Source organism: Sphingobium xenophagum (assembly GCF_031457465.1).
GTDB lineage: Bacteria > Pseudomonadota > Alphaproteobacteria > Sphingomonadales > Sphingomonadaceae > Sphingobium > Sphingobium xenophagum_A.
In genome coordinates this window covers 39097-54814 of record NZ_JAVDWV010000009.1, presented here as the reverse complement: position 1 = coordinate 54814, position 15718 = coordinate 39097, and the positions used below count along the sequence as shown (strand labels likewise).

The following is a 15718-nucleotide window of genomic DNA, read 5'->3' as shown; positions in this document are numbered from 1 at the left end:
GGTCAACCTCTTCGCGCAGGCTTTTGCAGGCGGGCGTGCAGATGGCGGACGGTGAGGCCCGAAAGTGGATCGCGCCAGCGCGGTGCGATGGTGACGAGCGGGGTCAGGACGAAGGCGCGTTGGCGGAAGGCGCTATGGGGGATGGTGAGCAGGCGACTGCGCCAGATGCCGCCCGACCAGAGGATGATGTCGATGTCGACGCTGCGCGCGCCCCAGCGGCGATAGCGGCGGCGGCCGAGCCTGTGCTCGATCGACTGGAGCAGGGCGAGCAAAGCGGGCGGGGGCAAGGGGCTTTCGACCAGCAGCGCGCTATTGGCATAGATACGCGAGGATGGTCCCATTGGCGCTGTTGCGATGGTGGGGGCGAGCGCGATGATGCGCATCTGCTGGCCGATCAGCGCGACGGCTTGGTCCAGCAGGCGCGCAGGGGTGCGGGTTGCGGAGAGCGGCCGGTTGGACCCCAAGGCCAGGGCATAGATGTGCGTGCTTGTGTCGGCCATGGATCAGCGCCTATCTGCTGCCCATGATCCTGGAAAGCCCCCTTGAACCGACCGAACCGCCGCGCGACTGTCCGCTCTGCCCGCGCCTTGTCGCCTTGCGCGAGGAATGCCGCGTCGAACATCCCGATTGGTGGAATGCGCCGGTGCCTGCTTTTGGCGATCCGTTGGCGCGGATCGGCATCATCGGGCTGGCTCCGGGCAAGCAGGGGGCGAACCGGACGGGGCGACCTTTTACCGGGGATGATTCGGGCCTATTATTCTTCGAGACGCTGGCGAAGTTCGGGCTGACCGAGGGCGTCTATGATGCACGGGTCGATGATGGGCTGGTGCTGAAGGACGCGATCATCATCAATTCCGTGCGCTGCCTGCCGCCGCAGAACAAGCCGGTTCCCGACGAAGTGCATCGGTGCCGACCGTTTCTGGCGCAGGGTGTGGCTGCGCTGCCCAATGCGCGGGTGTTCGTGGCGCTTGGCCAGATCGCGCATCAGTCAGCGGTCAAGGTTCTGGGTGGGCGATTGCCCAAGGCGCGCTTTGCCCATCTCGCCGAGCATCGCATGCCGGATGGGCGGATGCTGATCGATAGCTATCATTGCTCGCGCTACAACCAGAATACCGGGCGGCTGACAGCGGAGATGTTCGAGGCGGTGTTTGCGCGGGCGGTGGAACTGGCCGGGCTTACTGGCTGATCCACACCTCGACCGGAACGGCGTCCTGGCACAGGGCGACGCGGATCGGCAATTCCTCGACAGGGCCGCCCGCTATGGCGCGATCATAGACGGTTTTTTTCGCGGCGCCGCTGATCTGCAGGAAGATGTGGCGGCTGGACAGGATGGCGTGGGCGGTGAGCGAGAGGCGCTGGTGCGGGGCGGCGGGTGGCGTGACCGCGATGGTCAGCGCGGAACTGGAGAGGCCTTCGTCCAGTTCCTTGGCCTGCGGGAAGAGCGAGGCGGTGTGGCCGTCATCGCCCATGCCGAGCAGGATGATGTCGAGCGGCCAGGGGAGGGCGGCGAAGTCCGCTTCCGCCGCTGGCTGGCCGAGATAGGCGTCGGCGGCGGCATTTTTCATCGGCACGAAGCGCGCGGCGGCGGCTGGCCCTTGCAGCAAGGTGTCGCGGACGAGCTTTTCATTGCTGTCGGGGTCGGTGGGATCGACCCAGCGTTCGTCGACCAAGGTGACGATGACCTTGCGCCAATCGGACAGCGAAGCGGACAATGATTCGAGTACTGGGCGGGGGGAGCGGCCTCCCGACAGGGCGAGGGTCGCGACGCCGCGGGTGGCGATGGCTTGTTCCAATGTGGTGGCGATGCGAATGGCGATGTCGGCGGCCGCCTCGGCGCTGTCGGTGAAATGATGTTCGGTCGGCATGGAAATTAATCCCCTGTTTCCGGGAGGGTGCAGATGTCGATCCATTGTCCGCCGGTCAAGGCGGCGAGTTGGTCGGGCGTGAGTTCGACCGAGGTGGTGCGAGAACCGGCGGCGGGGAAGACGGTGTCGAAGGCTTGTAAAGATATGTCGCAATATATCGCAAGCGAAGCGGTCAGACCGAACGGGCAGACGCCGCCGACCGGGTGGCCGGTGATCGCTTCGACCTCATCCGCGCCGAGCATGCGGGGCTTTGCGCCAAGGGCGGCCTTGGCCTTGCCATTATTGAGGCGGGCGTCGCCGCGGGTGCAGACCAGCACCACCTGGTCGCCAACGCGCAGGGACAGGGTCTTGGCGATGCGGGCGGGCTCGACGCCAAGCGCGGCGGCGGCTTCCAGCACGGTGGCGGTGCTGATGCCCTGATCGATGATCGTGACGTCAGGCGCATTGGCGGCGAAGAAAGCGCGGACCGAGGCTTCGCTCATGCGCGAGTCTCCAGGGCGCGCTCCCAGGCGAGCGCATGGGCGACGATCAGGTCGAGATCGGCATAGCGCGGCTGCCAGGGGAAGGCGGCAAGGATGGCGCGATTGTCCGAAATCAGCGCGGCGGGATCGCCCGCCCGGCGCGGAGCCATGATGCGCTTGATGGGATTGTTGGTGGCCCGGTCTACGGCGTCGAGGACGTCCAGCACCGAAAAGCCACGGCCATAGCCACAATTGAGCAGATGATTGCGATCCGGCTCCGCCATCAAGGCTTCGAGCGCCAGCACATGGGCGGCGGCGAGGTCGCTGACATGAATATAGTCGCGGACCCCCGTGCCATCGGGCGTGGCGAAATCGGTGCCGAAGATGGCGACGCTCTCACGCTTGCCCAAGGCGGCTTCGACGGCGACCTTGATCAAATGGGTCGCGCCCGCCGTCGACTGGCCGGTGCGCCCCTGCGGATCGGCCCCCGCGACGTTGAAATAGCGCAGCGCGCAGAAGTTCATCGGATGCGCTGCCGCGACGTCGCGCAGCATATATTCGGTCATCAGCTTGGACATGCCGTAGGGATTGATCGGCTGTTGCGGCGTATCTTCCCGCACCGCTTCCACATCGGGCGTGCCATAGGTAGCGGCAGTGGAGGAAAAGATGAAATGGGGCACGCCGACGCGCACCGCGCTGTCGATCAGGTCGCGGGTCTTGGCGCTGTTGTTATGATAATATTTGAGCGGGTTTTCGACCGATTCCGGCACCACGACGGACCCGGCGAAATGCATGATGGCGGTGATGCCATGGTCGCGCAGCGTGGCTTCGACGAGTGGCTGGTCGGCAATGTCGCCTTGAACGAAAGGCACGTCGTCGGGGATCGCCCAGCGGAAGCCGGTGACGAGATTGTCGATCACGACGACGCCATAGCCCGCGTCTTTGAGCGCCAGCACGGCATGGCTGCCGATATAGCCAGCGCCGCCCGTGACCATTATCGTCGGCTTTTCGCGCATAAGAAAAACGTCTCCCCAACTGCTGCCGGGGAGACGTAGCTTAGCGTCGTTAAGATTTACAGTCCGATCATGCCGCCGCGCGGTCTGGCACCGACTGGTAGAAGGTTGCGCCGGTGGCGGCCATGGCGCGCAATTGTTCGGTGGCGGCGAAGCGGTCGCCATGGGCGGCCCTCAGCCGGTCCAGCACACCCACGACATGGGCGATGCCGACCGTGTCCATATGCGCGAAGGGACCGCCTGTATAAGGCGCAAAGCCCCAGCCGAAGATCGCGCCGATGTCGCCATCTTCCGACGTTTCCAGCACGCCTTCCTCATAGCAGCGGGCGCATTCGATCAACTGGCGATAGAGGAGGCGTTCCTTTACCGCTTCGACATCGGGCTGATCATCGGCGCGGGGGAAGAGGTCGGCAATGCCCGACCACAGCATCTTCTTGCCGCCTTCGGGATAGTCGTACCAGCCCTTGCCATTTTTGCGGCCCAGCCGGTCGCGCTCGACCATCTGCGTCATGACATCGTCGGAACGCTGTACGACATAGGCGTCGCCCAATTCCTTCTTCGCCGCCGTCATGACCTTATAGCCCAGTTCGATCGAGACTTCGTCGCTGACCGCGAGCGGGCCGACCGGCATGCCAAGCTGCTTGCCGGCATTTTCGATGAGTGCCGGGTTGATCCCTTCGGCGACCAGTTCCGCGCCTTCCTGTACATAGGTGCCAAAGCAGCGCGAGGTGTAGAAGCCACGGCTGTCGTTGACGACGATCGGCGTCTTCTTGATCTGGGCGACGAAATCGAGCGCCTTGGCAATGGCGGCCGGGCCGGTTTCCTTGCCGAGGATGATTTCCACCAGCGGCATTTTTTCCACCGGCGAGAAGAAATGGACGCCGATGAAGTTGGCGGGCTTGGACCAGGCGTTCGCTAGCTTGGTGATCGGCAGGGTGGAGGTGTTGGAGCCGAAGATCACGTCCGGGCCGAGGATGGCTTCGACCTGTTTGGTGACTTCGGCCTTGATCGCCACATCCTCGAACACGGCTTCGATCACGAAGTCCGCACCGGCTAGATCGGCATAGTCGGCGGTGGGCGTGACACGGGCGAGCGTTGCCGCCATCTTCTCCGGCGTCATGCCTTTGCCAAGGCGCTTCTTGAGCACCGTTTCGACATTGGCCTTGCCCTTTTCCGCATAGGCGATGTCACGGTCGAACAGGACGACCTCCATCCCCGCCTGTGCGGCGACGGTGGCAATACCAGCGCCCATCATGCCTGCGCCGAGCATGGCGAGCTTCATGGTGGGCGCCTTGGGTTCAGCCTTCGGACGACGCGCGCCGCGTTCGGCGGCCTGTTTGTTGACGAACAGGCTGCGGATCATGTTGCTTGCCTGCGGATCGGCGGCGACATTGGCGAAATATTTGCTTTCGATGCGGATCGCGCGGTCGAAGGGAAGTTGCGCGCCTTCATAGACGGCAGAGAGCAGGGCGACGGGGGCGTTCATGTTGCGCTGGGTCTGCTTGAGCGTCATGGGCAGCGCGCCGACCATCGTCTGGACAAAGCCGGGGTTGAACTGACCGACGCCGCCGGGGAATTTGAAGCCCTTGACGTCCCAGGGCTGGGTGTTGGCGCTGGGGTTCGCCTTGACCCATTCGCGTGCCGCCTCGACCGCCGTGCCCTGCGGCACGACCTGATCCACCACCTTGAGCATGGCGGCTTCGGCAGGGCGGAACAGCTTGCCTTGCAGCATATACATGAGCGCGGCCTGCACGCCCATCAGGCGCGGCAGGCGTTGCGAACCGCCGCCGCCGGGGAAGAGGCCGATGAGGATTTCGGGCAGGCCAAGCTGGGTCTTGCTGCTGTCGCCGACGAAGCGGCGATGGCAGGCGAGGGCGAGTTCAAAACCGCCACCGACGCAGGTGCCTTCGATCGCGCAGGCGACCGGCTTGCCGCAGGTTTCGAGGCGACGGAAGAGCTGGTTAAGGACGAAAACCTGGTCGAAGATGGCGGCGGGTGTGGAGCGGCTGCCATCCTTGGTCGCGAGCATGGAGCCGAAATATTTGAGGTCCATGCCGGCCATGAAGCCGCTGTCCTTGCCCGACGCGATGACCGCGCCTTTGATCGCGTCCTCGGATGCGATGCGGGTGATGGCGGCGTCGAGATCGGCCAGGAAGTCCGGGCCGATGACGTTCATCGACTGGTCGGGGACGTCGATCGTCAGCGTGGCGATGCCGTCGGCGTCGGTGGTGAATGCGATGGTCTGCATGATGCTCTCTCCGATTCCTTGGAGGCGACCTACCGGACGCTATCGTCGGCCTGGCCCACCCCCTGACCCCCTCCCGCCTGCGGGAGGGGGAATGATGGCGTTAGATACGCTCGATGATGATGCCGGTGCCCATGCCTGCGCCGACGCACAGGTTGATGAGCGCGGTGCCTTTGCCCGACCGTTCCAGTTCGTCGAGCGCTGTGCCCAGCACCATCGCGCCGGTTGCGCCCAGCGGATGGCCCATGGCGATCGCGCCGCCATTGACGTTGATCTGGTCATGGTCGAGCTTCATCGCCTGCATGTAGCGCAGCACGACGCTGGCGAAGGCTTCGTTGAGTTCCCACAGGTCGATGTCGGCCGTGGTCATGCCAGCACGGGCAAGCAGCTTGCCCGCGACAAATTCCGGGCCCGTCAGCATGATCAGCGGTTCAGAGCCGATCGAGGCCATGGCGCGGATGCGCGCGCGGGGCTTGAGGCCGTATTTGTCGCCAATATCCTTGCCACCGACCAGCACGGCCGCCGCGCCATCGACGATGCCGCTGCTGTTGCCGGCATGGTGGATATGGTTGACCCGCTCCAGTTCGGGGTAGCGCAGCAGGGCGACGGTGTCGAAGCCGGGCATTTCCTCGCCCATCGCGGTGAAGGCGGGCTTGAGCGCGCCGAGCGACTGCATCGTGGCTTCGGGCCGCATATGTTCGTCATGGTCGAGAACGACCTGGCCCATCACGTCGCGAACGGGGACGATCGATTTGGCGAAGCGGCCTTCATCCCACGCCATCTTGGCGCGCCTTTGGCTTTCGACGGCATAGGCGTCGGCGTCGTCGCGGCTGATGCCGAATTTGGTGGCGATGACGTCGGCGCCGATGCCCTGGGGGGCGAAATAGGTTTTGTACGCGACCGCCGGGTCCATGGCGAGCGCGCCGCCATCCGATGCCATCGGCACGCGGCTCATGGACTCGACGCCGCCGCCGATGGCGAACAGGGCTTCGCCAGACAGCACCTTGGCTGCGGCGATGTTCACGGCTTCGAGGCCGGAGGCGCAGAAGCGGTTGACCTGGACGCCCGGCGTGGTCAGCGCATAATCGGCGTTGAGGACGGCGGTGCGGGCAATGTCCGCGCCTTGTTCGCCGACTGGCGTGACGCAGCCCAGAATGACATCGTCGACATCGACGGTGTCGATCGCGGTGCGATCACGGATCGCCTCCAGCACCTGGGTCGCGAGTTGAATGGGGGTGATTTCGTGCAGCGAACCGTCCGGCTTGCCCCGGCCACGGGGTGTCCTGACGGCGTCGTAAATATAAGCTTCCATGTGGCTTTCCTCTCCGTGGGTCGCCCCTGCCGGGCGCATCGGATACCGGCACTGAATGTATTTACGTTTACGTAAAGTGCAAGCGGGAAATATGTTTTTCTGCCCTTACTGGCCGTGACGTAGGGGCAGTTTGCGCCCGTTGCGGGTTTGACGCTGCGGTCCAATTCCGCTTCATGGGGGGCGTGTCCCCCGCCGAGTCTCCTCACGCGCCGTCGCCCTTCTCCATCCCCACTTTTCGCGCGATCTGGATGGCGAGCCTGGCGTCGAATTTCGGGGGGCTGATCCAGTCGGTGGGCGCGGCGTGGATGATGATTTCGCTGTCGGCCTCGCCGATGCTGATCGCATTGGTCCCGGCGGCGACGACGCTGCCGATCATGCTGCTGTCACTGTGGGCCGGGGCGGTGGCCGACAATCTGGACCGGCGCAAGGTGATGATCGCCTGTCAGGGCTGGATGCTCGTGGTGTCGACCATGCTGGCGGTGACGGCCTGGGCCGGGTGGATGACGCCCTGGCTGCTGCTGGCGTTCACTTTTGCGCTGGGCTGCGCGACGGCGATTAATGGTCCGGCCTGGCAGGCGGCGGTCGGTGACATGGTGCCGCGCGCGATATTGCCGAGCGCGGTGGCGATGAATTCGATGGGCTTCAATCTGGCGCGCAGCGTCGGCCCGGCGCTGGGCGGCGTGATCGTCGCGACCGCAGGGGCGGCGGCGGCGTTCCTGACCAATGCAGTCAGCTATGTCGGGCTGCTGGTGGTGCTGTTCCGATGGGAGCCGGAGCTGCCGCCAAAGATATTGCCGCGCGAGCGGCTGGCCTTGGCGATGCGAGCGGGGGTTCGTTATGTGGCGATGTCGCCCAATATCCAGTTGGTGCTGCTGCGCGCGGCGGTGTTCGGCATTGGCGCGAGCGCGGTATCGGCGCTGATGCCGCTGGTGGCGCGCGATATATTGGGGGGCGGTGCGCTGACGTTCGGCCTTACGAGCGGCGCCTTCGGGCTGGGGGCGGTGACGGGAGCCTTGTCGACCCGGCAGTTGCGGGCGCGGCTGTCGGTCGAACATATCGTGCGCTATGCGGCGCTGATGCTGGCGCTGGGCACGGCGATCACCGGCATGAGCAGCTGGCTGGGGCTGGCGCTGCTTGGTTATCTGCTGGCGGGGTTCGGCTGGGTCACGGCGCTGTCGACATTCAACGTGTCGGTGCAGATGTCCGCGCCGCGCTGGGTGGTGGCGCGGTCGGTTTCGTTGTACCAGATGAGCGCTTTTGGCGGGATGGCGATCGGGGCCTGGCTATTTGGCTGGCTGGCGGAAAGCCAGGGCGTGGTCGAGGCGCTCTATGCGTCGGCGGCGGTGCAGTTCGTGGCGGCGCTGATCGGCCTGATGCGTCCGCTGCCGCAGATTGGCGACGATAATCTGGACCTGCAGAACCGATGGCGGGAGCCGGATACGGCGGTGCCGGTCGAACCGCGCAGCGGGCCGGTGGTGGTGACGATCGAATATCGCATCCCGGTGGGATCGGTCGTGCCGTTCCTGACCGCGATGAGCGAGCGGCGGCGGATCAGGCGGCGCGATGGCGCGCATGGCTGGTCATTGATGCGGGACTTGAGCGATCCTGAACTGTGGATCGAGCGCTATCATGTGTCGACCTGGCTGGATTATGTGCGGCATAACCAGCGGCGGACCGTCGCCGACATCGCCAATAGCGATGCCATCTGGGCCTTGCATACCGGGCCGGTGCCGCCGGTGGTGCATCGGATGCTGGAACGGCAGACCGGATCGCTGCCGCTCAGCCGCGCGCCTGATCCGCGCGAGATGGCCGATGCGATGACCGACCCGACCCGGTCAAGCTGAGCCGCCGGATAGGGGCGGCACGCTGCTCACCAGATCCTCCGGCGTGTCGATATCGTGAAGGATGCCGACGCTGGTGTCGATCTGAAGGCCATGGCTGAGCAAGGCGCGCGCGCCCTGATCCCCGCGCAGACGCAGCAGTTCGGGGAAATGCTTGCGGCCGATGAAGGCGGGGGGCGAGGAGGAGAAGCCGTCGGTGCTGGCGACGACCGAGCGGATATCCTCGGCCGCGAGGCAGATGCGGTTATAATGGCTTTGCGGCACGTCGGGCATGTCGGCTAGGCAGATGAGGATGCCGCGCACGCTGTTGATGGGCATGAGATGTTCGACCGCGCGCACGATACTGCCCGAAATGCCGTCTTCGGGGCGGTCATTGACGATGATAGTATAGCCCCGTCGATCCAGTTTGCGGTGAAGGACCGGGGCGACGTCGATAGGCCGGACCACCGCGACCAGTTCGGCAAAGGCCATGGAGGCGACGGTTTCCAAAGTATGCGCCGCGACGGGCTTGCCACGCAGGTCGGCCATCAGCTTGTCGTCTTCGCCGAAGCGGGACGACATGCCCGCGGCCAGAAGCACGGCGGCGATCCGTTCAGTGCGCATGAGGTAGGTGTTTGAAGGTCATTATTGTTCGTTCACGATCCCGTTCGGTGCCGATTTGCCACCCGTGCGATACCATGTCCAGTCATCCCGAAAGGGCTGGCCATTACAGGATCAAATCCTCATATGCGGGGCAATTAAGAAGGAGTGGCGCTGTTCATGGCATGTGATCCCGATGCGGAAACCGTTGGCAACGGCAAGGAGCCGGTTCCGTCCGAAGTGGCGGACGCGATCCGCACGCTGATCCGATGGTCGGGCGATATGCCGGAACGCGAAGGGCTGGTGGAAACGCCGGAGCGGGTCGCGCGGGCGTGGCGCGAATATTGCCGGGGCTATGGCGATGATCCGGCCTATCATCTGTCGCGCATCTTCCACGAAGTGGGCGGCTATGACGATGTCGTGTTGCTGAAGGATATTCCGTTCCAGTCGCATTGCGAACATCATATGGCGCCGATCGTCGGCAAGGCGCATATCGCCTATTTGCCGGGTGATTATGTGGTGGGCATTTCCAAACTGGCGCGCGTGCTGCATGCCTATGCCAACCGGTTGCAGGTGCAGGAACGGCTGACGTCCGAAGTCGCCAACTGCATCTGGGAGCATCTGAAACCCCAGGGCGTGGCCGTGGTGATCGAGGCGACGCATGGCTGCATGACGGGGCGGGGTGTTCGCACGCCGGGCGTCATCATGAAGACGAGCCGGATGCTGGGCGTGTTCCGCGACGATGAAAAGTCGCGCGAGGAAGTGTTGAAGCTCATCGGTTCATGAGCGAAGAGGAACGTCCCTATCGTCCGTTGGGCAGCGCGCGGCCGACGGTGGAACCGGTCGGTCCGTTGCCGCTGGCGACCAAGCGGCTCGCGCTGGTCACGGGCGGTCATCGGCGGCTGGGCGGGATCATAAGCGGGGCATTGGCCAAGGCCGGTCATTCGCTTGCGATCCATGGCAGCCATGATACGCGGCTCGATTCCCATCTGGCGCTGACGCTGGAGGCGCAGGGCACGGAGTGGGATGGCTTTGTCGTCGATTTCGCCGACCCGGAAAATGCCGAGGAATTGATCGCGCGGGTCGCTGAGCGGTTCGGTCGTCCCCCCGACATTTTGGTGAACAGCGCCGCGATGTTCGGGCAGGACCGGATCGACACGGTGACGGCGGATGACCTGATGCGCCATTATGCCGTCAATTGCGCTGCGCCGACGATGCTAACCAAGGCGTTTGCGACCGTACCGGCGGGCACGGGTGATCGCTGCATCATCAATATTCTCGACCAGCGGATCGACCATCCCCATGGCGACCAGCTGGCCTATACGCTGTCCAAGCTGGCGCTGGCGGGATTGACGCAGACGAGCGCGAATGCGCTGGCGCCAAAGGTGCGGGTCAATGCGGTCGCGCCGGGGCTGACCATCGCGACGCCCGATTATGATCCCGACCAGATGGCCCGGCTGGAAGCGATGATGCCGCTTGGCCGGTTGCCGCAGGCCGACCAGATCGCGCAGGCTGTGCTCTATCTAGCCGATGCGACTGCGGTGACGGGGCAGACGCTCTATGTCGATGGCGGCGCGCACCTCAAAAGCTATGACCGGGACTTCATGCATCTGTGCCGATAGGCTTGGCGGAAGTGCTAGGGCGCAAGGGGGTGGCGGATGGCGTCGCTTGTCCATAGAGCAGAGTGGATAATTGATCCTCCCCTGGAAGGGGAGGTGGCTGGCGCAGCCAGACGGAGGGGTGTCCCGCTATCGAGAGGGTGACACCCCTCCGTCAGCCCTTCGGGCTGCCACCTCCCCCACAGGGGGAGGATTTATCGGAATTGATGCGGTCTTGATTGGCAACGCAATAATGGGAGATGGCAATGACCTATGAAACGATCCTGGTCGAGCAGCGCGATGCGGTGACGCTGATCACGCTCAACCGGCCGCAAGCGTTGAATGCGCTCAACGGCCAGATGCTGAGCGACCTGAGCGCTGCCTTTGCCGCTTATGATGCGGACCCGACCCAGCATTGCGCCGTTCTGACCGGCAGCGAAAAGGCGTTTGCGGCGGGTGCGGACATCAAGGAGATGGTCGACAAGGATGGCGCTGATTTCTTCCTGGAAGATTTCTTTTCCGGCTGGCAGAGCAAGGTGGTTGCCACCCGCAAGCCGTGGATTGCGGCGGTGGCGGGCTTTGCGCTGGGTGGCGGGTGCGAACTGGCGATGATGGCGGATTTCATCATCGCGGCCGACACGGCGAAATTCGGCCAGCCCGAAATCAAGCTGGGCGTCGCGCCGGGCATGGGCGGATCGCAGCGTTTGACTCGTGCGGTGGGCAAGGCCAAGGCGATGGACATGTGCCTGACCGGCCGGATGATGGGGGCTGAGGAAGCCGAACGGTCGGGGCTGGTAAGCCGGATCGTGCCTGCCGCCGAGCTATTGGACGATGCGCTCAAGACGGCGGCCACCATAGCCGCTATGCCGCCGATGGCCGCGATGGTGAACAAGGAAATGGTCAATATCGCCTTCGAGACGGGCCTTGCCCAAGGATTGCTGACCGAGCGGCGCATGTTCCAGATCCTGACCGCGACCGAGGACAAGAAGGAAGGCATGACCGCCTTTGTCGAGAAGCGACCCGGCGTCTGGAAGGGGCGCTGAGCTGCTGGAGCCGATCAGCAACAATCAGCAATTTTATGACAGAATGATGGCGGCTTTTTTGGGCATCCTCGTTTCAGAAGGAAACTGAACAACAATCCATGGAGAGGTGCGACGCCCTGCGCGTCACCCTGATCGGCTCATGACACCCAGGGAGCCTCTTCATGTCCGTCCATTTTGTCGTCCGTCCGTCCACTCGCGCGCTGCTGCTGGCCTGTGCCGCCGCAGCCCTGGTTCCTGCCGCCCATGCGCAGGAGCCGGTCGGCGATGACGAGACGAGCATCACCGTTACCGGCCGCCGTATTTCGCAATCGTCCGAGGCGATCGGCGAGGACAAGGTGAGCAATGTCGTGGCGGTGACGCGCGAGGCGCTGCTGTCCGCGCCGTCCGGCATTTCGGGCCTGAAAATGCTGGAGCAATTGCCCGGCTTCAACGTGCAGACCGACGGGGCGCTGGGCCTCTATGAATTCGGTAACAGCGTCCAGACCCGCGCGTTCAACCTGGACCAGATCGGGTTCGTGGTCGATGGCATTCCCACGGGGCGCAGCGATGCGTTCGGCGGCAGCCCGGTGTTCCGCTATGTCGACAATGAAAATCTGGGCGTGGTCGAGGCCGCGATCGGGGCGGGCGATGTGAGCCTGCCCAGCTATTCGACGCTGGGGCCGGTGGTGCAATATAATAGCATTGCGCCGCAGGAAGAGATGGGCCTGTTCGTCTCCCAGAGCTTTGGCGACTTCAACATGAAGCGCACCTTCATCCGCGCCAGCACGGGCCAGGTCGGCCCGTTCCGCGCCTATGTCAGCCGCACCAAGCTGAACACCGACCTATGGCGTGGACCTGGCACGGTCGATCGCGAGCATTGGGAAGGGCAGATTCACGCGGACCTTGGCGGCGACAGCTGGGCGCGGTTCAAATTCGTGTCGAATGACTTTTTCGACTATGACTCGCCGACCATCACCCGCGCGCAGTATAATTGCGTGTCGCGCAATGCGCTGGGCCAGTGCGGGCGTGACTTTGCCCTGATCGAGAATGTGCCGAATACGACGCCGGGCTTCGCGCCGCTGGCGAGCGCGCCGAACGTCTATTATTCCAACGCTGCTTATACCGGCGTCTATAATCTGGCGATCAACGTCCGCAAGGACAAGCTCTATGGCGCGACCTTCCATGCGGGCATTGCCGAAGGCGTGTGGGCGGAATCGACCCTCTATTGGGAAGACAAGGACGGCTATGGCGTGTCGCCTGATGGCTATGCCAACTCGCTGAGCCGCTATACGCCCCAGGCGCAGGCCGGGCTGGCCGTCGTTGCGCCAAAGGGCGTGCAATATGGGGTGTCGGGCGTCGGCGGTGATCGCTATGGCATCACCACCAAGCTGCATTGGGAAATGGGCAACAACATGGTCGAGGCCGGAATGTGGGCCGAGGTCGACAAATATCACCGGACCCAGGCCCGCTATAACACGGTCGATGGCGCACCCGATTCCGCGCCGAACCTGGACGAGCTGGTCTATCTGCGCCGCGACTATCGTTCGAAGCGCGACACGTTGCAGATATTTCTCAAGGATACGCTCAAGCTGATGGAGGATCGCCTGATCCTGGACGTCGGGTTCAAGGGGCTCAATCTGGACTATGGCTATCGCGGCTATCGCGAGTTTGACGATTATTATCGCGTTGTCGCAGGTCAAGGCGTGCCGGGCTATGGGCCGCAGAGTAATACCGCCCATTATAGCGACTTCTTCCTGCCGATGGCGGGCCTGCTCTTCAAGTTCGACGAGCGGACGCAGATGTTCGCTTCCTATGCCGAGAATATGGCGCTGCCCAAGGGGATGGACGATATTTATTCGGTGATCCGCCCCGGCGGCGGGCTGGTGCCGCAGCCAGCGCCCGAACGGTCGAAGAATATGGAATTGGGCATCCGCACCAATCAGGGCCAGCTTTATGCGTCGCTGGCGGCCTTCTACACCAAGTTCGACAACCGCATCCAGTCGATCACCAGCTTCGTGCCGGGTGGTGGCGCATCGACCGAGACCTTCTTCCAGAATGTCGGTCGGGTGCGGTCCTATGGCGTGGAGTTTGCCGGCACCTACAAGCCGTCATTCTTGAACGGGCTGGCCTATGGCAACATGAACGTCACGTACAATAATGCCAAGTTCAAGGATGATATCCCGGCGGCGACGCCGATCCTGATCGCCGACAAATATATTCCCGACAGCGCCAAATGGATCGTCAGCGGCGGCGTGACGGTGGAACCGGCAAGCTGGCTGGTCGGCAATATTTCGGGCAAATATACGTCGAAGCGCTGGTCGACCTTCACCAATACGCCGGGGTCGAGCGTGCCGGGCTTCACCGTGTTCAGTGCCTATGTCGATATTGGTGACGGCATCAGCCTTGGCCCGGTCAAGGGGATCAAGGCGCGGATCAATGTCGACAATCTGTTCGACAAGGACACGCTGTCCTATATTTCATCGACGGTAACCGGCGACGGTGCATTCCGTCCGCTGTCGCCGCGGACGTTCCAGTTCACCATTTCGGGCGAAATCTGATGCGGGTTGGACTTATGATGGGTGCAGCGCTGATCGCGCTGCTCCCGGTTGCGGTGTCGGCGCAGGAGTTGCCCAAGAAGGTGCAGCAATTGCACCAGAAGCTGCTGACGCTTGATAGCCATCTCGACACGCCCGCCTCGCTCGACCTGCCTGACTGGTCGATCGACGAGGAACATGGCGTGCATAGCGACTATACCCAGGTCGATTTGCCGCGCATGAAGAAGGGCGGGCTGGATGGCGGTTTCTGGGCCATCTATACGGGCCAAGGGCCGTTGACGGTCGAGGGCTTTGCCAAGGCGCGCGATTTCGCGCTGATGCGGGGCGTGTCGATCCGCGAGATGGTGGCGGCGGACCCGGCCAATTTCGCGCTGGCGCTGGAGGCCAAGGACGCCGCACCGATCGCGGCGGCGGGCAAGCGGGTCGTCTATATGTCGATCGAAAATGCCTATCCGCTGGGCGAGGATGTCGGCCTGCTCCAGACCTTTTACGACATGGGCGTGCGGGTGGTGGGCTTTGCCCATTTCGCGCATAACCAGTTTGCCGACAGTTCGACCGACCCGTCGAAGAAGCCGCGCTATGGCGGGCTAAGTCCGCTGGGCAAGCAATTGCTCAAGGACATGAATCGGCTGGGCATCGTGCCGGATGCATCGCATAGTTCTGATCAAGTGCTGGACGATCTGCTGGCCTTGTCGACGACGCCCGTCCTGCTGACCCATTCGGGGTGCAAGGCGGTGTATGACCATCCGCGCAACATTGATGATGATCGGTTGAAGGCGTTGGCGGCCAAGGGCGGCGTCATTCAGATGAACGCTTATGGGGCTTATCTGAAGGCGGCCAAGCCGAACCCCGAACGGCAGAAGGCGATGGGCGCGCTGTTCGCGTCGATGCGGGATGGCGGCAAGATGACGGCGGAAAAGCGGGCGGAACTGCTGGCGAAGCGGCAGGAGATCGACCGGCTCTATCCTGAGACCGACCGGGCGACCTTCGATGATTTCATGGCGCATATGCTGCATGCGCTCAAGGTCGTGGGGCCGGACCATGTCGGCATCGGCGCGGACTGGGACGGCGGCGGCGGGGTGGTCGGCATGGAGGATGTGCTCGACCTGCCCAGGATCACCGAGGCGCTGTTGAAGGCCGACTATAGCGAGGCGGATGTGCAGAAGATTTGGGCGGGCAATGTGTTGCGCGTGTTGGCGGCGGCTGAGGCGGGGAAGGGGACGTGAT

Annotated in this window: 14 protein-coding genes; 7 read left to right on the top strand and 7 right to left on the bottom strand. The window is 63.7% G+C overall.

The features are described 5' to 3' along the window. Nucleotides 1–2 precede the first annotated feature (2 nt). Nucleotides 3–500 (bottom strand): 2-amino-4-hydroxy-6-hydroxymethyldihydropteridine diphosphokinase, encoded by a 498-nt coding sequence (gene folK, locus J2W40_RS10760; protein WP_310224576.1) that lies wholly within the window; start codon nucleotides 498–500, stop codon nucleotides 3–5. Nucleotides 501–523: 23 nt separating this feature from the next. On the opposite strand from folK, the gene J2W40_RS10755 reads away from it, so the two are divergent. After that, nucleotides 524–1186 (top strand): uracil-DNA glycosylase, encoded by a 663-nt coding sequence (locus J2W40_RS10755; RefSeq protein WP_310224574.1) that lies wholly within the window; start codon nucleotides 524–526, stop codon nucleotides 1184–1186. Here J2W40_RS10755 and pgl read toward each other — a convergent pair. The 5 genes from pgl to J2W40_RS10730 form a co-directional block, all read right to left on the bottom strand. Then, on the bottom strand, nucleotides 1176–1865 hold the full coding sequence (pgl, locus tag J2W40_RS10750) for a 6-phosphogluconolactonase (RefSeq protein WP_310224572.1): 690 nt from the start codon (nucleotides 1863–1865) through the stop codon (nucleotides 1176–1178). The genes J2W40_RS10755 and pgl overlap by 11 nt on opposite strands. Nucleotides 1866–1870: 5 nt before the next feature. Next, nucleotides 1871–2347, bottom strand: coding sequence for a YbaK/EbsC family protein (locus tag J2W40_RS10745; RefSeq protein ID WP_310224570.1), 477 nt, complete (start codon nucleotides 2345–2347; stop codon nucleotides 1871–1873). Then, a complete protein-coding gene (gene galE / locus J2W40_RS10740) occupies nucleotides 2344–3342 on the bottom strand; it encodes a UDP-glucose 4-epimerase GalE (RefSeq protein ID WP_310224568.1) in 999 nt (332 codons plus the stop codon). Before galE ends, J2W40_RS10745 begins: the two co-directional genes overlap by 4 nt. 67 nt (nucleotides 3343–3409) lie before the next feature. After that, nucleotides 3410–5587, bottom strand: a complete 2178-nt coding sequence (locus J2W40_RS10735; protein ID WP_310224566.1) for a 3-hydroxyacyl-CoA dehydrogenase NAD-binding domain-containing protein — start codon at nucleotides 5585–5587, stop codon at nucleotides 3410–3412. A gap of 100 nt (nucleotides 5588–5687) precedes the next feature. Next, entirely contained in the window at nucleotides 5688–6896 is a 1209-nt protein-coding gene (locus J2W40_RS10730) for an acetyl-CoA C-acetyltransferase (protein WP_310224564.1), read from the bottom strand. Between the two features lie 173 nt (nucleotides 6897–7069). On the opposite strand from J2W40_RS10730, the gene J2W40_RS10725 reads away from it, so the two are divergent. Continuing rightward, nucleotides 7070–8740: an MFS transporter gene (locus J2W40_RS10725; protein ID WP_310224562.1), complete on the top strand. Its 1671-nt coding sequence runs from the start codon at nucleotides 7070–7072 to the stop codon at nucleotides 8738–8740. Here the strand turns inward: J2W40_RS10725 and J2W40_RS10720 are convergent. Further along, nucleotides 8732–9340 carry a nucleotidyltransferase family protein gene (locus tag J2W40_RS10720; RefSeq protein WP_310224560.1) on the bottom strand — a complete coding sequence of 203 codons (609 nt, stop codon included), beginning with the start codon at nucleotides 9338–9340 and terminating at the stop codon, nucleotides 8732–8734. The genes J2W40_RS10725 and J2W40_RS10720 overlap by 9 nt on opposite strands. Before the next feature lie 156 nt (nucleotides 9341–9496). Between J2W40_RS10720 and folE the strand changes: the two genes are divergently transcribed. From folE to J2W40_RS10695, 5 genes are all read left to right on the top strand, one after another. After that, complete coding sequence (gene folE, locus J2W40_RS10715; protein ID WP_310224557.1) at nucleotides 9497–10102, top strand: GTP cyclohydrolase I FolE; 606 nt, start codon at nucleotides 9497–9499, stop codon at nucleotides 10100–10102. Beyond that, nucleotides 10099–10938, top strand: a complete 840-nt coding sequence (locus tag J2W40_RS10710; protein WP_310224555.1) for an SDR family oxidoreductase — start codon at nucleotides 10099–10101, stop codon at nucleotides 10936–10938. Before folE ends, J2W40_RS10710 begins: the two co-directional genes overlap by 4 nt. 242 nt (nucleotides 10939–11180) lie before the next feature. Further along, nucleotides 11181–11957: an enoyl-CoA hydratase-related protein gene (locus J2W40_RS10705; protein WP_310224553.1), complete on the top strand. Its 777-nt coding sequence runs from the start codon at nucleotides 11181–11183 to the stop codon at nucleotides 11955–11957. A 161-nt stretch (nucleotides 11958–12118) separates the two neighbouring features. After that, nucleotides 12119–14494 carry a TonB-dependent receptor gene (locus J2W40_RS10700; protein WP_310224551.1) on the top strand — a complete coding sequence of 792 codons (2376 nt, stop codon included), beginning with the start codon at nucleotides 12119–12121 and terminating at the stop codon, nucleotides 14492–14494. Beyond that, nucleotides 14494–15717 carry a dipeptidase gene (locus J2W40_RS10695; protein ID WP_310224549.1) on the top strand — a complete coding sequence of 408 codons (1224 nt, stop codon included), beginning with the start codon at nucleotides 14494–14496 and terminating at the stop codon, nucleotides 15715–15717. The genes J2W40_RS10700 and J2W40_RS10695 overlap by 1 nt, the downstream gene beginning before the upstream one ends. Nucleotide 15718: the final 1 nt, after the last annotated feature.